A 24,514-nucleotide genomic window follows, 5' to 3' on the forward strand; every position below is an offset into this window, starting at 1 on the left:
AACTTAAATTATGAGGTTAAAATCATTAAAAATGATGAGAACCCTTGGCTTCTTTCTATTGCTATTCCAAATCTCGATAGCAGCAGAAGGTCAGGGTGTAATCTCGTTGCGGAAGCAACAAATCAAGGTCTCCACCTTGGTGCAGGAAATCAAAAAACAAAGTGGTTTTCGCATCTTATACTCCAGTCAGGTGCTTTCTGGAGATGAGAAATTAGCTGTTGATTTTGAAAACAGCTCCTTAGAAACTGTTATTGCTAGTTTAGCTAAGCAACTGAACGTCGGTTTCGAAATCAAAGATCAAACAGTTTTATTAACGCCAATTGCAAAGTCGAATAAGACTGCTACGAACGCAACTTCTGAGCGACAGCAATCGCGTATTTCAGGACAAGTAAAAGATGAAAAAGGGAATCCTCTTCGTGGTGCTACGGTTGTTCTTGTCGACAAAAATCAAACAGTAAGTACGGGTGAGGATGGTTCATTTAGCTTCGATAACGCTAGTATCGGAAGTAAAATTCGTGTACAATACATCGGTTATCAGACCCAAACAGTGACGGTTAATTCCCTAAGTGAAAAGATTGAAGTACAACTTAATGCCAATCCTAATGTTATTGAGGATGTTGTCGTAACGGCTTTAGGTATCAAACGTGCCGAGCGTTCTTTAAGTTATAATGTACAGCAAGTAGGAGGGGATGAACTGACGAAAGTTGCTGATGCCAACTTGATTAATGCCTTAAATGGTAAAGTTGCCGGGGTAAATATCAATAGTAGTTCTGCAGGAGTAGGTGCCGCATCGAAAGTTGTGTTACGTGGTGCTAAATCGATTTCTAAAGATAATAACGTCTTATACGTAATTGATGGTATTCCCATGTATAATCGCAAAAGTACAGAGGGTAAAGAGTTTGCTTCTACTGGAACATCTGAAGGGATAGCCGATGTCAATCCGGAGGATATCGAATCCATGTCGGTATTGACAGGTGCTGCAGCTGCTGCACTTTATGGGTCTGAGGCTGCCAATGGAGCAATCGTAATAACTACCAAAAAAGGTACTGTAGGTAAGACTACCTTAAGTGTGAGTCAAAATACACAGTTCCATAATGCATTTGTTTTGCCTGAATTCCAAAATCGTTATGGTACTGGAAGTGGTCTTGCCAGCAATGTTAATGATAAAAGTTGGGGCCAGAAATTAAATGATGCGACTTTTATGGGGTACGATCCTGCAAAAGATTACTTACATACAGGTTCTACCTTAACCGAGGGTGTTACCTTCTCGACAGGTACAGAAAAGAATCAAACCTATGCTTCTGCTGCAGCAGTCAATTCCAAAGGAATTATCCCTAATAGTTCTTACGACCGTTATAATTTCACCTTCCGCAACAGCTCCAAGTTTTTAGATGATAAGTTGAGCTTTGATGCCGGATTAAATTATATCATCCAGAACGATCAGAACATGACCAACCAAGGGGTGTATTCTAACCCTTTGACTACAGCATACCTTTTTCCTCGTGGGGATGATTGGGATGCTATCCGCATGTTTGAACGTTATGATGTACAGCGTAAAATCAATACGCAATATTGGCCGCAAGGTTTAAACGAAGTGGTTGGTCAAAATCCATATTGGATTAACTACCGCAATATGCGTAACACGGTGAAAAACCGCTATATGATTAATGCAAGCTTAAACTATAAATTGAACGATTGGTTGAGTTTTACTTCTCGTGGTAGATTGGATAATATTCACGGAAGATTCACCGAAAAGTTATATGCTTCCACTAATACCACGATTACGGATGGTTCTGCTAATGGTTTCTTTGGTAATGAAGAAATCCAGAATAAACGTATTTATGGCGATGTAGTTGCTAATTTTAATAAAACCTTTGATCAGTTTTCTATTCAGGCGAATTTAGGTGCTATTTTACAACAGGATAAGTCTTATTCATTCCCAATCAGAGGTCCAATCCTTGAAAATGGTATTCCAAATATTTTCAATATTACCCAGATTGATGATCGTAAGAAATCGCCTTTAATTGATAGAACCCAAGAAACACAATCCATGTTTGTCAACATGGAGTTAGGCTATAAAAATACCTATTTCCTAACAGCTACTGGTCGTAATGATTGGGCATCTCAATTGGCTGGACCACGTTCTGTACAGTCTTCATTCTTTTATCCATCCATTGGTGCATCGATTATGTTATCTGAGGCTTTGGAACTTCCAGAAGCGATTAGTTACTTGAAACTACGCTCATCCTATGCTTCAGTAGGTACGCCATTCCCTGAGTTTTTAGCAAATCCTACCTATACTTGGGATGTCGCAACACAGCAGTACACGGATAGAACACATTATCCTATCAGCGATTTAAAACCGGAAAGAACCAATTCATTTGAGGTTGGTTTGGCAGCAAAATTCCTTAATGGTTTCAATTTAGATGTTTCCCTATATCATGCGATGACCTTAAATCAAACATTTGACCCTAAGATCTCTGTTTCATCTGGTTATAGCACCCTTTATGTGCAGACAGGTCGTGTTTTGAATAAAGGTATAGAATTGGCCTTAGGTTATGACCATACTTGGGAAAATAGCCTTCGTTGGGCAAGTAACTTTACTTTCAGTGCCAATAAAAACCGTATTGAAGAATTGGTTCGCGATTTCACACACCCCGAGACAGGTGCCATTATCAATAAAAATCGTCTAGATGTTGGCGGATTATCCCAAGCTCGCTTTATTCTGAAAGAAGGTGGAACCTTAGGCGACTTGTATTCGCTTTCTGACATTCGTCGCGATGATCGTGGATTAATCTATGTGGATGAGAAAGGGCAAATATCTGAGAACAATAATGTTGGTGATATTTTAATCGGTAGTGTTTTGCCAAAGGCCAATATGGCATGGCGCAATAGTCTGGATTATAAAGGATTCAACTTTGACTTTATGTTTGCTGCTCGCTTAGGTGGTGTGGTTTATTCTGCTACTCAAGCATTCTTGGACTACTATGGAGTTTCAGAAAATTCAGCATTAGCTCGTGATCAAGGTGGTGTGTTAATCAATGGAACAGACTATATCAATGCCGAGTCGTATTACAATGTAGTCGGAAATAAAAGCGGTATCCCACAATATTATGCTTACAGTGCCAGCAATGTTCGTTTACAAGAGGTTTCATTAGGTTATACTTTCCCGAAATCCTTATTGAAAGAGAAGGGACAATTAAGCGTGTCATTAATTGGTAGAAACCTGTTGATGCTTTACAAAAAGGCTCCTTTTGATCCGGAATCAACAGCAAGCACGGGGAATTATTACCAAGGTATTGACTACTTCATGGTACCAAACACGAGAAACTTAGGATTCAATGTTAGGCTTAAATTTTAAAAATTATGAAACGATATAAATCATTGGTTTTTTCCATGGCTGTGTTGGCAGGGGTGCTTCAGCAATCATGTACAAAAAACTTCTTAGACTATAATACCGATGGCAGGGGCGCCACACCGGAAGAGGTGCAGCGTGATGGCTATATTTTAACCTCTGCATTAACGGGGCTACAAGCTTGGGTTGTTCCATTGGATGTCAATACCAATCAGTTTGTGGAATGTTTATTAGGCGGTTCCTTTTCAGGCTATTTAGCCGATTCCAATAATGGATTTAATGGGAAGAATTTTGCTTCCTATAATCCGGAAAATGGCTGGGCAAGAGTAGCATTCAATGACATTATCCCAAATATTATAATCCGCCATAAAAAGGTGAAATCGGTTACAAATGAACTTGTGCCTATTGCTGTAGCCGATGTTATCAAAGTCATGGCTATTTCAAGGGTGACGGATATTTATGGCCCTATTCCATATTCTAAAATAGGGGAGAACGGGGCACTTGAAGCGCCTTATGATTCTCAAGAGGAGGTTTATAATAAACTTTTTGAAGAATTGAATGCAGCCATTAAGGTGCTTTCAGAGAATCTGCAACAGAACTTCTCACCAAAGGCGGATAATGTGTATTCTGGAAATGTTACAAAATGGCTTAAACTGGCTAATTCCTTAAAACTACGCTTGGCAATGCGTATTTCTAATGTTAGTCCGCAAAAGGCTAAGGAAATGGGTGAACAGGCTTTGCAACAAAGCACAGGTTTGATCGTGGCGAATGCGGACAATGCATTTGTTAAGCCGATCAATAGAAATCCATTTCGAGTAATTATGTATGAATACAATAACGGTGACTCCCGTGTGTCTGCTGATATCACCTCTTTTATGAATGGTTATGCGGATCCAAGACGTGAGAAATACTTTACACTATCTGCCTTTACAACGGGCACAAATGGCTTCTTTGGTCTACGTTCAGGTATTCAGATCCCTAGTGGTAATAACATTAAGCTGTATTCCAATATGAAAGTGGACGAGTCGGATAATATCTTATGGATGAATGCTGCTGAAGTTGCTTTCTTAAAATCAGAGGCTGCCTTACGTGGCTGGCAAGGTGTAGGTGGTACTGCCCAATCCAATTATGAAGAAGGGATTAAATTATCCTTTGAACAATGGGGAGCATCTGGTGCTGAATCTTATCTAGCGAACACAAGCAACCGTCCGGATAGCTATGTGGATCCAATGGGACAATTCAGTTATACCGGCACACCGAGTCGAATTACCATCAATTGGAGTGAATCTGCTACACAAGCCGAGAAAATGGAACGTATCATTACTCAAAAATGGATTGCTAATTTCCCATTAGGTATTGAAGCTTGGTCTGAATACAGACGTACAGGCTATCCTAAATTAATGGAAGTGATGCAGAACAACAGTGGTGGTTTAGTGAGCACTAGTCGTATGGCAAGACGCTTAGCATATCCTCAGGAAGAATACACGGAGAATAGCAAAAACGTAAATGATGCAGTAACTAATATGTTAAAGGGTGCCGACAATATGGGTACTGATGTATGGTGGGCTAAAAAATAATAGACAATGATGAAGAAATTAACGATAAAATGGATCTCGTTGCTGTGCTTACCATTAGGTGTCATCAGCATCTTAAATTCATGTAAAGATTGGACTGATGTGGAATCTTTAAAGGTTGAACAAGCTACAGTTAAGGAGAACAATCCTGCTCTTTATGCGGCTTACCTGGCCGACTTAAAGGCGTTCAAAGCTGCTCCACATAAAATTAGTATCGCATGGTACAATAATGCTGTCAAGAATACGGTTGGTCAGGCAGATCATATTAATGGCATTCCAGATAGCTTAGACTTTGTGGTCCTTGAACAACCAAAATATCTCCTTGATCGAGAACAAGCAGAGATGAAACAGATCTTGCAGGAAAAGGGTATTAAATCGCTTTATGAAATTAATGTAGATTTCATGAAAGGTGTTTATGACCGTAAGGTAGGTGATGCTAAACCAAAAACTTTCCAAGCATTCTTAGTCGATACTTTGCCGGTCGCACTGTCATATTCCACCGAATTTGCTTATCAAGGAATAGTGCTATCATTCCAAAGTAAGGCCAAACTTCATTTGAGTGCAGATGAGCAGACAGCGCAAATTGCCTTAGAGAAAACGGTGTTTGATGCGGTAAATGAATGGAAATCAAAACATACTGACAAGGAGTTTATTTATAAGGGAGTTCCATATTTCGTCTCTACAGAAAAGTATTTAGATCAATCTTCATATGTGATTCTTCCAACACAAACTGCTCTAAGTAAAAGTAATCTAGCCTTGCAATATAATGAGGCAATGGCTGCAGCTGATCCAAAATGGAAAATCATTCTCATGGCATACTTACCGTCTTTAAAGCCTGATGAAAGTGCCTTGGGTTATTTCCAAGATAAATCATTGGCAGGAGTAGGAACAGCAGAGTTTGTGAAAAGCACAACTGGAAATCAAGAAATCCATGGCGTAGGCCTTTTGAACCTTCAATACGATTACTATAACATCTTGAAATCTTATGGGAAATCAAGACAGGTAATTGGAATTTTAAATCCAACCAATAAGAAATAAGGGTTATGAATAAGCGAATTAATAAGTCAATTTTATTTCTCTTTAGCGTACTTTTCATCTTTCAATCCTGTAAGCAGGATGATGAAAATTTTGAGAATAAAATGTTTTTGTTGTCTCCGAAGTTAGAGACCATTTTGATAAAACCTTCGGTAGTAAATGTGGAAAAGCAAATTCAAATTGCAATTGCCAAACCACAGGATTCCGAAATTCAGGCAAAGGTAATTGTTGATGAAAATCAAGTTGCTCGATTCAATCAAGCTTTTGAAGAAAAGGCGGAACTATTAGGTAAGGAATTCTATGATCTTCCAAATGCTGATTTGAAAATTACGGCAGGAAGTGTGAAGTCTGAATCCTTAAATATCACCTTCAAAAATGTAAATGCATTGGATAAAAGTAAGGTGTATGTACTTCCAATTAGTCTAAATAGCAGCAGCTTATCAGTTTTGAATTCCGAGTCCATTAGCTATTACTGTTTTAAAGGAGGTGATTTGATCAATAAAGTTGCCGGTTTAGAGAAGAACTACCTTTATTTCGACAGTTGGAAAAACCCAGCCGTAGTAAATAACCTGCGGTCATTTACACTAGAAGCATTGGTTCGTGCTAAAGACTTCAAGAATTTCATCAGTACAATTATGGGTATTGAAGGCAAATTTCTAATCCGTATTGGGGATGCTGGATTTCCAAGTAACCAGGTCCAAGTTGCCACTTCTGCTGGAAATATGCCAGGAGCAGATCCGAACAAAGGCTTAACAGCCAATAAATGGACGCATATTGCAGTAGCTGTCAACGGAACGACCGGAAGTATCAAATTATATATCGATGGTGCGCTACAGGCAGAGGTGTTAAAGCCTAGTCTAGGTGCTGTCAACTTTGGAATAGCAGGGATCAATGGTTTTCAAATTGGTCGTTCCTATGAGGATGCGCGCTATTTTAATGGTGAATTCTCCGAAGTTAGAATATGGAACAAGGAACGTAGCAAAGATGAAATCGCGGGTAATTTCTATGAGGTGCCTGTGGACAGTGAAGGGCTTGTTTCATATTGGAAATGTAATGAAGGTGAAGGTAATTTGATTAAAGATCATACGGCAAATCAAAACCACATGATAGCCAAATCGGCCATTAATTGGGTGAATGTCGCATTGCCTGAAAAGACAGTTGCTACAAAATAATAAAACCTAACAACATGAAAAAAGTATCTAATATATATAGAAAATCCATTCCCATTTTCTTAGGGGTAATGGCCCTTTTCGCCTTCAATTCTTGTAAAGAGGAAGTAGTGAAGGTAGGGGAAGAAAAGGAAGCTTCTTATGAAACCAATCCGAATGCACTAGCTACCTTGATTGGTCAAAATGGAAAGTCTGATCAATCCTTATTTGAATTTAAAACCGCAGGTGAATTTGGTCTTTATGTAGAGTTGACTAAGCCTAGTGCTGCTGCTGTCAATAATTCCGTGGCCATTAATGAAGAAGTACTTCAAGCTTACAACAGCAAGAATGAAACATCTTTCAAAATGTTTCCTAAGGAATTAATCAGTTTAGTGGATCAAGGCAAGTTCAGCATCAATGCCAATGAAAAAAAATCATCGGAAATAAAGATTCGCTTAACAAGTAATCAACAACTTTCCGAGTCAGAAACATTTGCTATTCCCTTAAGTACTAAACTTGCAGATGGTCAATCCATTGATTATTTATTATTAGTAAAGGATGTTTCCAAATTACCTAATGCTGATAAAAGTACGGGTATCAAGATTATCTCTTGTATGGAAGTTAATGATACTAACCCGCTAAACAACTTATCTATTACGTTGAAAAATAGTGGTAAACCTCTTGTGGATATGGTTATTTTATTCTCTTCGAACATCAACTACAGCGAGCAATTGGGTAAGGTCATCATCACACATAACCCGAATGTAACGCACATATTGGAGAATAAGGAGAAATACCTGAAGCCACTTAAAGATCGTGGTATTAAAGTGATTTTAAGTATTCTAGGAAATCACGATAAATCTGGCGTTGCCAATTTAAATGGAGAAGCAGCAAAAGCTTTTGCACAGGAAATTGCTGCTACTTGTAAAGCTTATGATTTAGATGGGGTATTTTTCGATGATGAGTATTCGTCATATCCGTTTAGCAATATCCCTGCTGGTTTTGTTTATCCTTCTGCCAAAGCGGCTGCCAATCTTTGTTATGAGACTAAAAAAGCCATGCCTGATAAATTGATTATGGTTTATGTATATTCAAGGACAGGAAACTTTGGAGGATCGAACGCTATTGCTGAGGCTCCTGCTGGTGCTTATGTGGATTACGCATTGCACGATTATTTAGGATCTTACAGCTTGACAAACTATTATCCCGGACTAGCCAGGTCAGGGTGGGGAATGTCATCTGGTGAGTATGCTCAAGGAAGATTCCCAACGACTACCGCATTGAATAATATTCGTACTGGTGGGTATGGAGCCCATATGATCTTCGCATTTGATCCTAACCGCGCAAACTTCAATTCAAGACAAAAACCTGCTCTTGAGAATATTGCAAAAATATTATTCGACGATGAACTCGTTTTTGATCCAGCGAAAAAATACGCTAAGGATTGGTAAAGAAACATTTTTTAATGTGATTATTGGTAAATTGTGATTACGAAAAGAGGGGTGGTGCCCTCTTTTCTTTTTACCACTATTCCTGTCCTTGAATTGTCTTCCTGATTTTCTTATCTCCTGCCTAAAATGGATAAAATTATATACCACTTTTTCCTTTAGGAGCATAGGATTAATTTCTGAGTCATAGGATACTTTTAAATGCTGTGTTCTATTCATTGTATTTTCTAGTTCCTTAAGGCTTGAAACGGGTTTAGGTGCATTTAAACTCCTATTTGGCTAGGGTTTTCTTTTAGAACGCTTCGGAATTTCCTTGGATCTTAGTTGGATCTCCTTCGGATCTCGTTCGCTTCTAACCGAACGAGATCCGAAGGAGATCCGAACGAGTTCCGAACAAGCTCCGTAAGTGTGTCGAAGAAAACCCCTAGCAAACCCCTAGGAAACCCCTGCGTAATACAAGGTTAATTCGAACAAAAGGTCAATAATTTATCCTGCGTTTCAAGTCCTAGAATACGTCATATCTCACTCATTGTCAAACACTATCATGTATGTTCAAATCATGTCATAATCGAGCTTTATATTGCTATTTCACTGAGCTATCCTTAGGTTTATACTAAAATTAATATCAGGCGATGAATTGGAATACAGAAATAACGGAATTATTAGATTTGGATTATCCCCTCGTACAGGCTCCGATGTTTGGTGTTAGTACAGTTGATATGCTCGTTTCCGCTAATGATGCAGGATGTTTGGGGTCATTGGCATTAGCTGACCTTAATCCGGATCAATCCATCGAATTGATACGAAAGGCAAAAAACCTAACAAATAAACCGTTTGCTGTTAATATTTTCACCCATCAAATACCCACAAGAACAGCTGAACTGGATAGCAAATATGAAGAAGTAAAACAATTTCTTAAGCAATTATCGCTTGATAATGGATTAGAGGTAGATTTTCCGGAAATCTCATCGATCAAATTAACACCTTATCAGGAGCAGGTTGATGCATTGGTAGAGGAGAGATGCCCTATAGTAAGTTTTACTTTTGGGAATTTGGATCAAGCGTCCGTTCAGAAATTCAAAGCTGTTGGAACGAAATTAATTGGAACCTGTACCTCGGTCGAGGAGGCATTGGTTCTAGAAAAAACCGGAGTAGATGTTATTTGTGTACAAGGTTGGGAAGCAGGGGGACATCGTGGGTCTTTTTTAGATGAGGAATTGCCGAGAATTGGCGGGTTTCCTCTGTTGGCTCAAGTTCAGGAAGCTGTCAATTTACCTTTGATTTATGCTGGTGCAATTTATAATGGCAGAACGGTTTTGGCGAGTAGAGAATTAGGTGCTGCTGGCGTGCAAGTAGGTAGCATCTTATTGGGGTCTAAGGAAAGTGCTTTACAAGAGTTTGAAAAAAATAGGCTCAGAAATGTCAAGGAGAAGGACATTGTACTTACAAGAAGTTTTTCTGGTCGATATGCACGTGGAATAAATAATAGCTTCATAGAGGAGGTAGAAAGAGCAGGAGCTATATTGCCTTTCCCATATCAGAATAAATTGACTGCTGCCCTAAGAAAGGCTGCCAAAGAACAAAATAACGCTGAGTTTGTCAATATATGGCTGGGACAATCCATTTCCGCTTATGCTGATCTTTCCACGAAAGACATTCTTATGGCTTTAATAAAGGAAACAGAAGCCCTAGGCAACTGATAAATCAAGACAGGATGATAAGTTCTTAACGATATACTTATGAAAGAGAATAAATATGATGATCCTCAATTTTTCCAAGCTTATGGAAAAATGCAACGTTCAATAGAGGGTTTGGAAGGAGCAGGCGAATGGCCGGTATTACGCAGTATGTTTCCAGATGTACTGGGTATGCATGTGTTGGATTTAGGATGTGGTTATGGATGGCATTGCCGCTATATCATAGAAAAAGGCGCAAACTCTGTGGTAGGTGTCGATATTTCAGAGAAAATGCTTGAAAAGGCAAAAGAAATCAATGGTATAAAAGAGGTCGAGTATGTGCAATCAGCATTGGAAGATTTACAATTTTCTGCCCATAGTTTTGATTTTATATTCAGTTCCTTGACCTTGCATTATCTTATGGATTATGAAGGGTTTATGGCATCTGTCTACGATTGGTTAAAACCGGGTTGTAGGTTTGTTTTTTCTGTAGAGCACCCCATTTTTACAGCGGAAGGTTCTCAGGAATGGTATAAAGATGAGGCTGGTAATTTATTGCATTGGCCAGTTGACCAATATTTCAAAGAAGGGGAAAGGCATCCGAAATTTTTGGATATAGAATTGGTAAAATACCATCGTACTTTGAGCACTTATGTTCAAACCTTATTAAAGCTCGGTTTTGAATTGTTGGAAATTCAAGAACCTACACCAAGTAAGGAAAAACTTGCCAAAGATCCTGCATGGAGAGTCGAGTTACGCAGGCCGATGATGCTTTTGATCTCCGTGAAAAAGAACTAATCGATATCTTTTAATGTTTTTAAAAATATTCATTAGAAAGGGCTAATTATAAAATTTATTAAGGCTTCATAATTCGTATAAAAATAGGGTTATGAGGCTGATTTATACTTCTAAATGGCTGCAAGTTCTTTGCGGCCATTTTTGATATTGAACCTTACTGACCAATTATTTCTTCTAAAACTCATCTAATATATTTATTACATGCAATATTGTTGCAATTGATAATTTTATATTTATATTTGTTTTGAATATTAATGGCAGTTCGTCTGAAAAAGATTTTTGAAATCCTGACAAAACAGCTAATTAATAGCATAGAATCAACGAATAAAATTCTAAGAGCATGAAAGTTAATTTACCAAGCACATACGAAGAATGGAAGGATTGTATTGAGATACAATGTCAAATTCCATTGACTTTTGCTTTTGTCCAAGAACGTCTTCTAGTTTATGAAGATGTAGAAAATGAGGAGCGGATGCGCTTTATCCGACTATATGGAGAATCACACTTAAATAATATTATCACTTGGTTTAAACAAGCTTGCCAATGAAAAATAAATTACCAGTAACTGTTCTTAGCGGATTTTTGGGAGCAGGAAAAACAACCTTACTTAATCATGTTTTACACAATAAAGAGGGGCTAAGAGTAGCTGTAATAGTCAATGATATGAGTGAGGTCAATATTGATGCTCGATTGATTGAACAAGAAAATACGCTTTCTAGAACTGAAGAGAAATTAGTGGAATTGAGCAATGGCTGTATTTGTTGTACGCTCAGGGCGGATTTGATGGAGGAAGTGGAGAAACTCGCTAAAGAAGATCGTTTTGATTATTTATTAATTGAAAGCACGGGTATTAGTGAACCCATTCCTGTTGCACAGACCTTTTCATTTGTCGATGAGGAAAATGGAATTGATCTATCTGCTTACAGTTACATTGATACCATGTTGACCGTTGTTGACTGCTATAATTTTATGAAGGATTTTTCGAGCGATGAGCTATTAGTTGATCGGGAATTAACCGATTTGGAGGGTGATTATCGAACTATTGTCAACCTGCTTTGTGATCAAATAGAATTTGCCAATGTTATTGTATTAAATAAGACGGATTTGGTGGATACTGAATCAGTGGCCCTATTACACGCTGCCATTAAAACCCTCAATCCGGTAGCAAAAATAGTGGAGACAAGTTTTGGTCAGGTCCCTTTAAAAGAGATCATCCATACGGGTTTATTCGATTATGAAGAGGCGGAACAATCGGCAGGATGGATCAAGGAATTGGAGAAAGAGGAGCATGTTCCAGAAACGGATGAATATGGAATTGGATCATTTGTATTTCGTTCCTCAAGACCCTTTCATCCGGAGCGCTTTTGGGATTATCTACACGAGTCCTATCCAAATACAGTCATTCGTGCCAAGGGCTTGTTTTGGTTAGCTTCCAGACCGAATGATGCTTTGAATTTTTCGCAAGCAGGGGGATCTTCCCGATTAGAACGAGCAGGAGTTTGGTGGAGTAGCATGTCTTTGAATGAGCGACTGGCTTACCCAAGTTTTGTGACACACCAAGACCTTATTGAATCCAAATGGGATAGGGAATGGGGTGACCGAAAGAATGAGTTGGTATTCATAGGTCAAGGTATAAACCAAGAGAAGATGATTGCGGAACTGGAATCCTGTTTATTGCAGGAGTCCGAAGATTATTTATATAAAAATAACATACTTATTAACGTTCCATTCCCAGTGAATCTTTAAATTGGAGATTGATATTATTTAGAAATGCAGGTTAAATAGGAAGGAAAATGGAGAAGAATAAAGAGTTTGATGTCGTTATTATCGGTGGAAGCTTTGCAGGTCTTTCTGCGGCTATGGCATTAGGTAGATCGTTGCGAAAGGTATTGATTGTTGATGCCGGAAAACCGTGTAATCGTTATACACCGCATTCGCATAACTTTATAGGGTTTGATGGTGAGGTGCCGGGGGATGTGGCGGAGAAGACAAGGAAACAAGTATTAGCTTATCCAAGTGTTCAATGCATATCAGATGAGGTGCTTAGAGCAGAATCGGTAAAAGGAGGATTTGAAATTCAATTAGCAAATTCGGGAAATTTTACCGCCAAACGTATTGTTCTAGCAACAGGATTAAAGGATGAATTTCCTGTCGTTCCTGGCTTTGAGGAGTGTTGGGGTAAGTCGGTTATTCATTGTCCTTATTGTCATGGCTACGAATTTCGTGATCAACCGACTATTATCATGGTTGGAAAGGATCATGCACTTCACATAGCTGCTTTGGTACACAATTTAACTAAAAACTTGGTCCTGTTGAGCAGAGATTATGATTCATATGAACCAAATGAATTAGCAAGCTTTGAGCAAAAGGATATACGCATATACCCGGGTACATTAAAGGCCATCATTCATGAAGATGGAATGATGAAAGGTGTAATTCTGGAAAATGGGAATCAGATTCTAGCCAATGCGATGTATGCTGCAATTCCCTTTAAACAACAATCTACCTTGGCAGAGCAATTAGGTTGTGCGATGAATGAAAAGGGATTAATAAGCGTAAATGCTATGCAAGCAACAACAGTTGAAGGTGTATACGCTTGTGGTGATAATACAAATCAGGTTCGTTCATTAGCTCAGGCAGTGGCTAGCGGAGGTATGGCAGGGGCAGCAGTCAATGCGGATTTGGCGACTCAGGAATTTAAACAAGTGTAAAATAGCTTAGGTATTTCGGGGCCTGTTATATAATTTTTTCCATGTTAAGCTATGCTATAGCCAATGTTCTGTCCATACAAGATCAATATGCTTTATCGCAATCCTATATATTTTGTATTGCTTCCATTGCATTGCTTTTATTCTTCTTTAAACCCGTGATAAAACGTGCAACTAGATTGGCTATTTAAATTATTTTTAATAATTTAGAAAAAAATGATTACTTAAAATTAAGCAATATGAATCTTAAGATCAGTAAAGAAAACAAGTATTACTTTATAGCTATATTCACCATTTTACTTGTCTTTTTGTCCCTTAAGGGCGGCGAGTTATTGGGGGCATGGTATTATTGTCTTACCCATTAATCTTCGTCAATAATTTCTGCCACACGGCCAATTTGACCATCCGTAAGGCGTACTTTAATTCCTCGGCTGTGGTATGGGGCAGAGGTCAATATATCTTTTACAATACCTTCGGTTAAGTTTCCAGATCTTTGGTCTTTTTTAAGGATGATATTCACCAAAATCCCTGGTTTAATGTTCACTCTGCTGTTTGGATCACTCATTTTCTTTGCTGTTTATTTCTTCAAAATTACTATAAAAGTTTCTGAATTCGTATTAGGTGTAAATTCAAACAGTTAATAGATTAATAGACACAGTAATAATTGATAATTGATGAACTGAGATGGATAAACATAGAATACCATAAAGCCTCATTTATAAGATAAAAGGCAGTGATCATTAAGATTCACTGCCTTTTTTTGTTGGTTTATTTTATGGTGATTACCGTTGCTACAGCTCTTTCGCCTTCGTGGTCAAACTTTCCATTATCAGAAGGGAAGTTGACAATTCCCTCGTCTTTAGCCCAAGCGGTACTAGAACCTCCGCCATCAAAATTAGCGGCTGAAGTACATCCTAAAGCTTTCATTAGGGAAGATAATTGCATAATATTCAATCCTTGCGATTGAGACGAACGTCCATCTACAACTAACAAGATCATTTTTTGATCTGCAGTGATGCCGACTGCCGTTCTTGGATGTCTCGCGGTGTTGAAGTCCACGTTCAATTGTTTTTGTTCTTCGCCATTGACGATCATCAATGGTCCTCCAGCTAATGCAAAAGGTTCTGCTACAGATGACCAACCTGAACTTGGCTTCTGAATGATCTTTGGTTTTCCAGCAGCATCAACAATAAGTGCTGCATTTTCGCGATGTAAATCGAAACCATTTACGGTTTGATTCATGATGTTCCCCGCGTATTTAAAGAATACAGTAGATCCACCTTTGCTGGTGTTAAAATAAGAACCATTGATTGCCACCATAGCATTTGCTTGAACAGCGGCAGCACTAGTTTTTAAGAAGCCAGATTTCACATATGGAATATCAATTGAAGGTGATTTTGTTAAGTCGATCTCAAAAATATTGACGTATTGCTTAGATTCGAAAAGTTGGGGGAAATGAAAATATTTCCATACGATTCCATCCTTAATCTGTTTTGTTTTCCACTCAGTTTTCGCCAGAAGTTCATCTAAACCTACTGATTGTTCCTGGGAATAGTCATAAGGCAATTGCGTTCCTTCATCTTCCTTAGAACAGGAAATGAAGAGGAATATAAAGAGGAAATAATATAATAAAGTTGACTTTTTCATTGTCTTGTTTTTTAGGGTTTTATTTTACCATTTTAGTTTTAGTGGTTTTACTTCAGTCGCCTCGGTCAGGTCCTTATTTAAGAACAGCTGTTCTTGGTTCCTATATAAGATAATTTGCTTACTGACAGGGTCGATAGCCGCTGCAGATACATTTCCTTTACCCCAGCTAAAAGGCCAGTTCTTAAAATATTGATTGGCCGTGGTTTCCTGGAGAATGGAATAGGTTTTTCCTTTTTTCTTCGCAATCAACAAGCCATCATCTTTAAACAGAAATAGCTTATCATCTTTGATAAATCCTGTTTTAGCATGGACTTTCCATTGCTCAGATAGATTAGGAATGAAAGTATTTAAGTCAAGTTTCTTGCTTATATTTTTCTTTTCCTTGTCAACCAGAAACATTTGGGATCCGATTAGAAAATATCCCTGTTCACCAGCATCAATAAAGCGCAGGGCTTCTTGGTTGGCTAGTTCTGGAATTAAAGGAAAGAATTGTCCAACAGTTGAAGTATTATAGGTACTGTGTGCTTTATCACTACTGTACAACTTATTATCCATGAAATAACGGATACTATCTGGAGTAAACCAAACGGCATTTGGGGTTAACCATTTGCCTTTGCTAATAAATTTTTCAGAGTCTGTTTCTCCGTTGAAAATATTGACATAGTCCAGTTTATCGGTTGCCTTAGGTTCAACCTGACCTTCAATATGGAACTTCGCGTAGACCTGATCGTATTTTTGTAATCGAGCAGCAACCGAAATAGCATGCCAATGGTTGGAAACCACATATAAGGTATCACCTGGTTGAATGATTCTTTTGCCTTGTTCATCCTTTAGTTCTCTACTGAAAACATAATTTTGAACGGTCGTTTTAGCATTCTCTTCTTTATGGATTTTAGCCGCTGGTACACCAGCATTATTCAAGGTTTCAAACATCAGGCTGGCTTCACAAATTACAGATCCATGGGCAGCACATCCGCCAGAAACAATGATATCATCAAATGGCTGTGACTTATATAAGCGAAGGGCAATATTTACACGATCCAACAAGATTTCCTTATTATCTGATCCAAGAACCAGCATGACCTTTTTTCCTTGTCCCCAAGAGGACAAGGAAAGGCATGCGAAGAATAAAACTAAAATGTGTTTTTTCATGCTTATTTAATTAATGCACCCATCACGGTTTGCGTTCTTTCATTCGCGTTTTTATCGGATTTGATTCGATCATCCAATGCCGGCTTGTAGGTCTGTCCCACATTAGACAAGGAGGAGCCTGTTAATCCGTAGGTTAATGCTGGGTTACTGCTTCCGATAGGTAGGTATTGTGCACTTAGCATGGTTCCTGGATTGAAAGTAGCACCTGTAACCAATGATCCTGCTTCACCGTAAACTTGAGAGGCAATAACCGAGCTTTTTAGAATTGCTGGAATACCAGTATTATCTGAATAAGCATCTACATCCGTTGAGGTATTATCTTGGATATTACCTGAAATAATGGAGTTGATGACGGTTAAGTTATTGACTTTAGAACGGCGATAAACACCCGCACCTGGACCAGCAACCTTATTACCGGTAATGGTAGAACTGATGATGTCTGCTGTACTTGCATCATAAAGCATGACTGCACCACCACCGTTTTTAGATGTACTGGTGTTTTCCACCATTAAACAGTTGACAATAATGGCTTTGGAATTCTCTCTTAAATATAGGCCAGCTCCATAAGAAGTGTTGCTGTTGTAGCTTACTTCGGAATTGTAAAGCGTAATATTGGCATTCGGGTAACCATGAACACCACCTGCTGTACCTTTAGCGGAGTTTCTGTTGAACTGAGAATTGTATGCTGTTAGATTGGAAGTATGCATCCAGACACCACCACCATTATTGCCGGTGTTTTCGTTGTCATTGACCTTACAATTTTCCATTGTCACATTGGCAGAACCAAAGCCATATAGACCAGCAGCAAAACCAACTGTTCCTTTATCAGCTGTAGCCTTATTGTTGATGATCTCTACATTTTTCATGTAAACTTCAGATCCACCAACAGCTACACCACCACCTTGACCACGGCTAAAGTTTAAGCCATTGATGCTGATGTTTGTACTGCGGTCAGTCGCATTACCACCAGTGATCTGTAAACCTTCTAAATAAACTCTACTCTCAGCTTCTTTAATTGCCGTAATGGTGACTGTATGGAAAGCTTGCTTACCTGATGCTAAGTTTCCATCCAATACCGTTTTATATAAACTGGCATTTGGTTTTGCTCCAATCATGGCATCTTTAGCATAACCACCAATGATGGAAATGTTTTTAGAAACCTCAAAGGTTTTATCAGATTCCACGGATGCATCACCATTACGAATGGTTTTAACGGGTTTATAAACGCCTTCCATTAAATGTATGGTACTTCCGGTAGTTGCTTTTTCCATAGCTGTATGGAATGCAGTAGGAGAGGACCAAGAAGAGCCATCACCATTGCCCTCAGGACTCACATAGAATACAGGAACCTTACCCGATTCTTGGCTCACCAATACTTGGGTACTTAAGTTTTCATTGACTTTAACGGTGATTATCCCAGAACGTTCATCTTCTTTATTATCGGCAACTTGAAAACTCACTTGGCGTTTGCCTTTCGCTAATTCGGTTGTATCTAGGGTAATCCAATCCACATCTGTTTCTAATAGCATGTTCTGATTGGACAAAACACCAAATTGGTATGTCCCAGTTTTGCTACCTACCTCGATTAATTCGGTAGTGGATAAGAGTTTTTCCTCAAAGGATTTATTATCCTTTTTACAGCTACTCATATTGACTATAAGTAGGAGGATAAATATGTTTGCAAATAGGTATTTCATTCGATTAATGCTTAGTTTTTTTACTAGTTTGGTAATTATTCCAAAGCGTATTATAACAATCTACGATTTCCTTCTCATCGTTAAACTTGCATTCATGCATATATACACCCTTGTATTTTATACGTTCAAGGGTTGCGAAAATAGCGTTCCAATCATTTGAACCACGAGGGTCGCAAGGAAGAAGGTGATCCTCTGCCTTTCCATTACCATTGGAAACATGCAAGGTTTTAACTCTTGAACCAAATGCTGCAAGCAGATTTTCTGGATGAGCGATATGGCAGAAGTCTACAGCTATTCCTACATCTTTAGGGAATGTTTTAAAGAGCATCAAGGCCTCCTCAACGGTACGCATCAAAGGTCTTTCACGATCACCAACTGTCAGTTCTGGACCCAACATGTTTTCTACAACCATAGTTGCACGTAAGGCTTTCACTGATTTGTTTAATGACTCAACCGACTTCTTCAACTGCATAGCGCGCTGATCACGGACATTTTTTTCCAAGTAAAAAGAAGGGTGGAATAGGATAATATGTGGTTTGACAGGTTTTAATACCTTCAAGACATTATTCTGCGCTTCCAAAACTCGAAGTCGACCTTCTTCATCCAATCTGGAAATATCAAGGTGTTTGCTGAATGGCATGTGTACAGACCATACTTTGACCTTATGACGCTTAAGAATATCCGCAATTTCTTGCATGCGGACATTCCATTGGGCATCAACCGTAGTCTCTTGTAGGTTCTTTTCCAACATAGCACCTATTCCGGCAAGTTCGATGTAATCAATTCCCAATCCTTTGATATACTGGATTTTTTCATCGGTTATTTTCTTGATATCTAAAGCATAACCAATAGGGAATTTCTTGTCCTTCGCTTGAATTTGATTTCCTGAAAAACTTCCTAGAAGCAGGAAAAGTGTAATCAATAGATTTTTCATCTTATTTCCATCCTGGGTTTTGTTTCAGGTTTTCATTAAGCTTCAAATCCTCTGATGGGATAGGGAAGAAGTAATCTCTTTCTTCGTCAAATACACCACCTTGAGGGAATGGATCAAGGTTACCTGAAGTTGCTTTCTGTTGACCTGTAATCGGGTTTCTTAAGGTACGCTGATTGATATTAATCATTGAAGTCACTGTCGAAGGAGCACCAGTTGTACTTCCTGTATGTAAGAATACATCAGCATTTCCATCACCCGTAAAATCATGTCCACCAACTCCTGAGAAGTAAACTCCAACCATAGGTTTGGTTACTTTTTTACCTTCCTTCCAACGCATTAAATCGTCCCAACGTTGACCTTCATTGAATAGCTCGATACGACGTTCTCTACGGATTTCAAGGATAACACCTTTGTTGGCCGTATTGGAAACATTTGGATACATATCTGCCAAGTATGGGTCAGGGCTAGCATTTGCTTGTGTTAGGTTTAGATTAGGCATTCCCGCTCTAGCTCTCAGCTTATTGATTGACAGATCCAGATCAGCTTGGGTAAGTGTTCCTAATTCTGCTTTTGCTTCAGCGAAAACCAATAAGGCTTCTGCATAGCGGAATAAAATCAGATCAAATACGGAAGCACTGGTAGCCCATTGGGAGCGATTAGGCAAAGCCTTGATTAAGCGATACCCAGTGGTCGTAATGTTTAAAGTGACTGGTTCGTTTTTAGACTCACCGTTTACTCTAAAGTCAGGACCTGCAGTAGTCTGTGTAAGTCTTGGATCGCGATTTTGCATCTCTTGGAAGTATGAGGTTGTTTTATAGTTTGCCTTATCTGTAAAACGGGAACCATCATTCATCAGGTAGCTGTCAATGGCATCCTTCATTAGTCCATAAGAACCAGAAGTAGCTGAAGTGAACAAGTAACCTAGGTTATGCACCTTTAAACCTAACTCATAATCTGCTGCAAGGATAGTTTCAATATTATCTTGTTTATCACGTCCAAACAAGTTTCTATAAGCCGCTTGCGGTCCACCCTCTGTATATAGGGTATATGCATTGGCTTGTATCAGTTCTTGAGCAGCATTAGCTGCTTCTATCAGAAACTTTTCAGAACCTTCTATTTTATGGTATTTACGGAAAGTACCTTCAAATAAGGATATACGCGCCTTTAATAATAGAGCTGTATATTTAGTGACAAGGTTCAATTGTTTTTCTGCAGGGATATTTTTAATGGCATAATCCAAATCAGCAAGAACAGAGTCCATGACCAACTGTCTAGAGTCTCTAGGTTTGTATAAGTCAGGATCTTTACCTGTCAACACTTTTCCATACCAAGGCACATCACCAAAGGTTTTAACCTTATCGTAGTAGAAATAAGCACGAAAGAAGCGGGCAATACCGCTGTATTTATCTTTTGCCGCTTGGCTTCCAACCTTGTGGTAGTTTTCCAAGAAGTAATTGATCTTACGTAGATTTCCCCAAGACCAACCTCCGCTACCAGAAGCTACAGGAACTATACGATTTCCTTTAATTTGGTTTGCCGGATTTAAGGGCATAAGATTATCGGAGTTGGCATCATTGGTGTAAACTTCCATGGTTGCCAACATGCTGTAGAAATCATTGGTAGCTACTTCTAGATCCTTTTCAGTATTAAAGAAATAAGGAGCTTCCACCTGATCTTCCGCAGGCTGATTTAAAAAGTCTTTACTACAAGAACCAAACATAAATACTGCGGAACTGGCTAGTATGATGCTGGTATATTTTAATTTTTTCATGATTCGCTGAGATTAAAGATTTAACATGACACCAAAAGAGAAGGTTTTACCCATTGGATAGGTCCTTAAGTCACCTCTGTCATCTGCAGTAGCAGGGGCAGAGTAATTTACGGCAGCACCAGCTTGCTCTGGGTCAAGGTATTTAGTTAATCCGCCGAAACTCCATGTCAAGATGTTTTCTCCACTAAAGAATACACGGAATTTATCAACTTTCACACGCTGTGTCCATTGTTGAGGAAGCGTATAACCAACGCTGAAGTTTTTCACACGTATATAACCTAAGTTTTGTAGGTAATAGTCGTTTAACTCATATAGCGATCTTCCAGATTGAAGAGAAGAGTAACCACGGTAAATCTGTGGGTATTTGTTTCCTGTTTCATCTGGTCTCCAAGCGTTATCAATTAAGTCTTTACGGATAAAGGATAAGTAAGGTCTTTGGTATGGACCCCAGAAAAGATCCCCTGTAGGGTACCAGTCTTGACGTGCAACTCCTGCTAATGCTACGGACATGTCGATGTTTTTCCAACGCATATTTAAGTTCAAGCCGAATGGGAATTGCGGCATGGAGTTACCAATACGTTGTAAGTCACCATGATTGTCTAAGGTGTTTTCACCTTTGTCAATTCGTCCATCGCCATTCACATCAACATAGCGAATATCTCCACCACGCAAATGATTCCACTCACTGTTCTGCGTCACATTTAAGACGTCATTGTAAACTTGTGATAGACTATTTGCTGGATTAGTGAAAGAGTTTTGGTAAGCTAAAGCTTCTTCATCCGATTGGAATTGACCATCGATATGATATCCCCAAATCTCTCCCAATCGTTTTCCTTCGTAATAAGAGCTCAATAAACCTTTCGGGTTATTATAGCGAGTGATCGTACCGATAAAGTTAGAAACGTTAGCTGATACATTGAAGTTTAAAGGTGATCCTGCAACATCAAATTTGTTCTGATAAGAAACACCTACTTCAAATCCCTTATTCATTAAAGCAGCATAATTTTCTCTTGGCTCACTTGCGCCAAAAACAGCAGGAAGTGGTTCTCCTGGAAGGTACATACCTTCTACATTCTTACGGAACCAGTCTACGTTAAATAACAACTTATTTTCTAGGAAGCCGATGTCAGCTCCAATGTTCGTCGACTTAGTAGATTCCCAAGTAACGACATTAGGAAGTGGGCCTGGCATGGTTGCAAATACTAAGCGGTTTCCACCGTTTAACCAATCCGACTTACCAACACTCATCAGTTCTTTGAAGGTATTAACATCAACAGTTTGGTTTCCTAGTTTTCCGTATGAACCTCTGATTTTTAAAGAAGATACATAAGGTTTGATAGGCTCCCAGAATGCTTCACGATCAACCTGCCATCCCAAGGAAACAGAAGGGAACAAACCCCAACGGCTATTTTCAGGGAATCTTGAAGATCCATCATAACGCGCATTGATTTCCAATAGGTACTTGTTCTCATAGTCGTAGTTTAAACGACCAAAGAAACCTTGAATCGCCCAATTAGTCGCTGATCCAGAGATGCTGTTCATGACAGTAGCCAAAGAAAGATTGGATAGATCTTCAATCAATAAATCGTCTGCTGTTGTAGCAATACGATCTCTATCAAATTGCTCTTGGTTGTAACCTGCTAAGAGTTTTAGATTGTGCTTATCTGCAAATCTGTTTTCATAAGTAGCAAATAAGTTGATCGCATTGTATTTGTCCTTCCAACGATATTCGGTAAGGCGGTTTAATCCCACAATACGGTGATCTAATTTGTTTCCTGCAAGGTATTCAAATGGGTTTAAACGGAAGGTACGAGCCGTGTTTTCTATACGATTGCTATAGTCAAAGTTGATTTGTAAACCTTTAACAGGTTTTGCAACTGCACGGAAGGTATTGGTGAATTCTTCGTTATTGAATAAGCGCCAAGTCTTACCAGAATGAAGACCAGCATTACCACCTTGACCACCAGTACCTGTACCGATGTCTGTAGGGATGCCATCAACCATGATAGGGTAGAAGGCCATTAAATTGTACCAAGTAGTCGTACTCCAAAGACCTCCAAAACCATTGGTGTAACCACCATAGTCTTTGTCTTTTTCGTTGATGAACTGCGTATTATTGGAGATTTCTAACCAAGAGTTTGGTGTAAAAACTAAGTTTGCTTTTAAGTTTTGACGGTCCATATCTGCATCTTCATTGATGTTGTTGATGCTCTCTCTTTTGAAGACACGTCCCGATAAATATCCTTTTAACTTATCAGTACCTCCAGAAATGGAGATGTTATGAAAGTTTGAAGCTTGTTGTTTTTTAAATAGGTGATCCCACCAATTGGACTTGTAGAAAAACTTGTAAGATCCATTGTTTTGCAGTTCATGGAAAGGTTCGATTTCCCCGTTGGCGACCATTTTAATGGTTTCCCAGTCCATGTCGTTGTAGTTGGTATAGGAAGTTCCGTTGTAACCATATAATGCCGCATCGACTGTTTTTCCGTAGATGTAAGGGTCAGAAATATAATCGGTTCGAGCGGTAGGTGTAGTCCAACCAAAGTTGTTGGTATAGGCAATGGAAGTTGTTCCTGCTTTTCCGGTTTTAGTGGTGATTAATATAACCCCAAAAGCACCACGGGCACCATAAATTGAAGCAGAGGAAGCATCTTTTAACACCGTCACGCTTTCTATATCATTTGGATTTACGCGCGTGATATTACCTTCAATACCATCGATTAAAACTAAAGGACTGCCACCATTGATGGAGTTGAATCCACGGACGTTGATGTCTGGAGTAGCTGATGGATCACCATCATTCATTTGAATGTTTAATCCAGGCATAAGTCCTTGTAAGGTGGTTGCAATGTTGGCATCCGGACGTAATGCGATATCTTCGGCATTGACTTGAGATACAGCACCTGTTAAATTGGCTTTCTTTTGAACACCATATCCAACAACAACTACTTCATCCAAATCAGAAACAGCTTCTTTTAAAACGATTTGTAAAGGTGCGGATCCAGTAACCGGGATTACCTGTGTCGTGTAACCCATGGCACTAACAGAAATAGTCGCTTGCGCTGTAGGACTTTGTAATCTGAAATATCCTTTTTCATCTGTTGCGGTAGCCAGATTGCTGTTTTGAAGGGAAACAGAAGCACCTGAGATAGGTTGGTTCTGTGCATCCTTCACATATCCTTCAATCACACGTTGAACCAATTCTGGACTAGTCGCTAACTCCGTACGCGATTTAATTAGCACCATATTGTTCTCTACAAAGAATACCAAACCCTGTGGTGTCAATACTTTTTGAAGAACCTCCCGTAGGTCTTTGTTCTTCATGGAGACATCAATCTTATCCACGTGTTTAATCTGGGTATTGCTGTATAGAAAATCGTAGTTGGTTTGATTTTGGATATCCTGCAATATATCTTGTAATGTTGCTTGCTTGGCATGAACAGAAACTTTCTGTCCAAAGGTAGATGCACTAACATGTAGCATGGTTCCAAGTAACAACAACGAAACCAGTTTCATAATTAACAGTAGTTTTCTTAACCCCACCAGCTTAGGGTAGGGATTTCTAGTAAAA

Annotated in this window: 17 protein-coding genes; 10 read left to right on the forward strand and 7 right to left on the reverse strand. The window is 38.9% G+C overall.

The genetic code is table 11. The features are described 5' to 3' along the window. Nucleotides 1–31: 31 nt before the first annotated feature. The 10 genes from ACP6L2_RS01950 (at nt 32) to ACP6L2_RS01995 (ending at nt 13,745) form a co-directional block, all read left to right on the forward strand. Entirely contained in the window at nt 32–3,361 is a 3,330-nt protein-coding gene (locus ACP6L2_RS01950) for a SusC/RagA family TonB-linked outer membrane protein (protein ID WP_440507631.1), read from the forward strand. Between the two features lie 5 nt (nt 3,362–3,366). Continuing rightward, nucleotides 3,367–4,932, forward strand: coding sequence for a RagB/SusD family nutrient uptake outer membrane protein (locus ACP6L2_RS01955; protein WP_440507632.1), 1,566 nt, complete (start codon nt 3,367–3,369; stop codon nt 4,930–4,932). A 6-nt stretch (nt 4,933–4,938) separates the two neighbouring features. Continuing rightward, nucleotides 4,939–5,967 (forward strand): glycoside hydrolase family 18, encoded by a 1,029-nt coding sequence (locus tag ACP6L2_RS01960; RefSeq protein WP_440507633.1) that lies wholly within the window; start codon nt 4,939–4,941, stop codon nt 5,965–5,967. Nucleotides 5,968–5,972: 5 nt separating this feature from the next. Next, nucleotides 5,973–7,136, forward strand: coding sequence for a DUF1735 and LamG domain-containing protein (locus ACP6L2_RS01965; protein WP_440507634.1), 1,164 nt, complete (start codon nt 5,973–5,975; stop codon nt 7,134–7,136). Between the two features lie 14 nt (nt 7,137–7,150). Further along, the gene (locus ACP6L2_RS01970) at nt 7,151–8,563 is read left to right on the forward strand and encodes a BT_3987 domain-containing protein (protein ID WP_440507635.1); all 1,413 of its coding nucleotides are present in this window, start codon (nt 7,151–7,153) and stop codon (nt 8,561–8,563) included. Nucleotides 8,564–9,192: 629 nt separating this feature from the next. Beyond that, nucleotides 9,193–10,260, forward strand: a complete 1,068-nt coding sequence (locus ACP6L2_RS01975; RefSeq protein WP_440507636.1) for an NAD(P)H-dependent flavin oxidoreductase — start codon at nt 9,193–9,195, stop codon at nt 10,258–10,260. Nucleotides 10,261–10,299: 39 nt separating this feature from the next. Continuing rightward, the gene (locus ACP6L2_RS01980) at nt 10,300–11,034 is read left to right on the forward strand and encodes a class I SAM-dependent methyltransferase (protein ID WP_440507637.1); all 735 of its coding nucleotides are present in this window, start codon (nt 10,300–10,302) and stop codon (nt 11,032–11,034) included. Between the two features lie 340 nt (nt 11,035–11,374). Further along, nucleotides 11,375–11,581, forward strand: a complete 207-nt coding sequence (locus ACP6L2_RS01985) for a hypothetical protein (RefSeq protein WP_440507638.1) — start codon at nt 11,375–11,377, stop codon at nt 11,579–11,581. Beyond that, on the forward strand, nt 11,578–12,780 hold the full coding sequence (locus tag ACP6L2_RS01990; protein ID WP_440507639.1) for a GTP-binding protein: 1,203 nt from the start codon (nt 11,578–11,580) through the stop codon (nt 12,778–12,780). The genes ACP6L2_RS01985 and ACP6L2_RS01990 overlap by 4 nt, the downstream gene beginning before the upstream one ends. A 47-nt stretch (nt 12,781–12,827) precedes the next feature. Further along, complete coding sequence (locus ACP6L2_RS01995; protein WP_440507640.1) at nt 12,828–13,745, forward strand: NAD(P)/FAD-dependent oxidoreductase; 918 nt, start codon at nt 12,828–12,830, stop codon at nt 13,743–13,745. A 358-nt stretch (nt 13,746–14,103) separates the two neighbouring features. Here the strand turns inward: ACP6L2_RS01995 and ACP6L2_RS02000 are convergent, their stop codons facing one another. The 7 genes from ACP6L2_RS02000 to ACP6L2_RS02030 all read right to left on the reverse strand — a co-directional run bounded on the left by ACP6L2_RS02000 (nt 14,104) and on the right by ACP6L2_RS02030 (nt 24,459). Then, nucleotides 14,104–14,307: a YwbE family protein gene (locus ACP6L2_RS02000; protein WP_344672717.1), complete on the reverse strand. Its 204-nt coding sequence runs from the start codon at nt 14,305–14,307 to the stop codon at nt 14,104–14,106. 203 nt (nt 14,308–14,510) lie between these two features. Next, nucleotides 14,511–15,389: a phosphodiester glycosidase family protein gene (locus ACP6L2_RS02005; protein WP_440507641.1), complete on the reverse strand. Its 879-nt coding sequence runs from the start codon at nt 15,387–15,389 to the stop codon at nt 14,511–14,513. A gap of 24 nt (nt 15,390–15,413) precedes the next feature. Beyond that, the gene (locus tag ACP6L2_RS02010; RefSeq protein ID WP_440507642.1) at nt 15,414–16,541 is read right to left on the reverse strand and encodes a YdcF family protein; all 1,128 of its coding nucleotides are present in this window, start codon (nt 16,539–16,541) and stop codon (nt 15,414–15,416) included. Between the two features lie 2 nt (nt 16,542–16,543). Further along, nucleotides 16,544–18,238 (reverse strand): right-handed parallel beta-helix repeat-containing protein, encoded by a 1,695-nt coding sequence (locus ACP6L2_RS02015; protein ID WP_440507643.1) that lies wholly within the window; start codon nt 18,236–18,238, stop codon nt 16,544–16,546. Between the two features lie 4 nt (nt 18,239–18,242). Next, a complete protein-coding gene (locus tag ACP6L2_RS02020) occupies nt 18,243–19,172 on the reverse strand; it encodes a sugar phosphate isomerase/epimerase family protein (protein WP_440507644.1) in 930 nt (309 codons plus the stop codon). A 1-nt stretch (nt 19,173) separates the two neighbouring features. Then, the gene (locus ACP6L2_RS02025; RefSeq protein WP_440507645.1) at nt 19,174–20,943 is read right to left on the reverse strand and encodes a RagB/SusD family nutrient uptake outer membrane protein; all 1,770 of its coding nucleotides are present in this window, start codon (nt 20,941–20,943) and stop codon (nt 19,174–19,176) included. Nucleotides 20,944–20,955: 12 nt separating this feature from the next. Further along, the gene (locus tag ACP6L2_RS02030) at nt 20,956–24,459 is read right to left on the reverse strand and encodes a TonB-dependent receptor (RefSeq protein WP_440507646.1); all 3,504 of its coding nucleotides are present in this window, start codon (nt 24,457–24,459) and stop codon (nt 20,956–20,958) included. Nucleotides 24,460–24,514: the final 55 nt, after the last annotated feature.

Source organism: Sphingobacterium lactis (assembly GCF_051951495.1).
Taxonomy (GTDB): Bacteria; Bacteroidota; Bacteroidia; order Sphingobacteriales; family Sphingobacteriaceae; genus Sphingobacterium; species Sphingobacterium lactis_A.

Coding starts and splice junctions, on each gene's coding strand:
- ACP6L2_RS02025 (WP_440507645.1), bottom strand. CDS start 20,943: ATGAAAAAATTAAAATATACCAGCATCATACTAGCCAGTTCCGCAGTA.
- ACP6L2_RS01955 (WP_440507632.1), top strand. CDS start 3,367: ATGAAACGATATAAATCATTGGTTTTTTCCATGGCTGTGTTGGCAGGG.
- ACP6L2_RS01950 (WP_440507631.1), top strand. CDS start 32: ATGATGAGAACCCTTGGCTTCTTTCTATTGCTATTCCAAATCTCGATA.
- ACP6L2_RS01985 (WP_440507638.1), top strand. CDS start 11,375: ATGAAAGTTAATTTACCAAGCACATACGAAGAATGGAAGGATTGTATT.
- ACP6L2_RS01970 (WP_440507635.1), top strand. CDS start 7,151: ATGAAAAAAGTATCTAATATATATAGAAAATCCATTCCCATTTTCTTA.
- ACP6L2_RS02010 (WP_440507642.1), bottom strand. CDS start 16,541: ATGAAAAAACACATTTTAGTTTTATTCTTCGCATGCCTTTCCTTGTCC.
- ACP6L2_RS02015 (WP_440507643.1), bottom strand. CDS start 18,238: ATGAAATACCTATTTGCAAACATATTTATCCTCCTACTTATAGTCAAT.
- ACP6L2_RS01980 (WP_440507637.1), top strand. CDS start 10,300: ATGAAAGAGAATAAATATGATGATCCTCAATTTTTCCAAGCTTATGGA.
- ACP6L2_RS01965 (WP_440507634.1), top strand. CDS start 5,973: ATGAATAAGCGAATTAATAAGTCAATTTTATTTCTCTTTAGCGTACTT.
- ACP6L2_RS01990 (WP_440507639.1), top strand. CDS start 11,578: ATGAAAAATAAATTACCAGTAACTGTTCTTAGCGGATTTTTGGGAGCA.
- ACP6L2_RS02000 (WP_344672717.1), bottom strand. CDS start 14,307: ATGAGTGATCCAAACAGCAGAGTGAACATTAAACCAGGGATTTTGGTG.
- ACP6L2_RS02030 (WP_440507646.1), bottom strand. CDS start 24,459: ATGAAACTGGTTTCGTTGTTGTTACTTGGAACCATGCTACATGTTAGT.
- ACP6L2_RS01975 (WP_440507636.1), top strand. CDS start 9,193: ATGAATTGGAATACAGAAATAACGGAATTATTAGATTTGGATTATCCC.
- ACP6L2_RS02005 (WP_440507641.1), bottom strand. CDS start 15,389: ATGAAAAAGTCAACTTTATTATATTATTTCCTCTTTATATTCCTCTTC.
- ACP6L2_RS01995 (WP_440507640.1), top strand. CDS start 12,828: ATGGAGAAGAATAAAGAGTTTGATGTCGTTATTATCGGTGGAAGCTTT.
- ACP6L2_RS02020 (WP_440507644.1), bottom strand. CDS start 19,172: ATGAAAAATCTATTGATTACACTTTTCCTGCTTCTAGGAAGTTTTTCA.
- ACP6L2_RS01960 (WP_440507633.1), top strand. CDS start 4,939: ATGATGAAGAAATTAACGATAAAATGGATCTCGTTGCTGTGCTTACCA.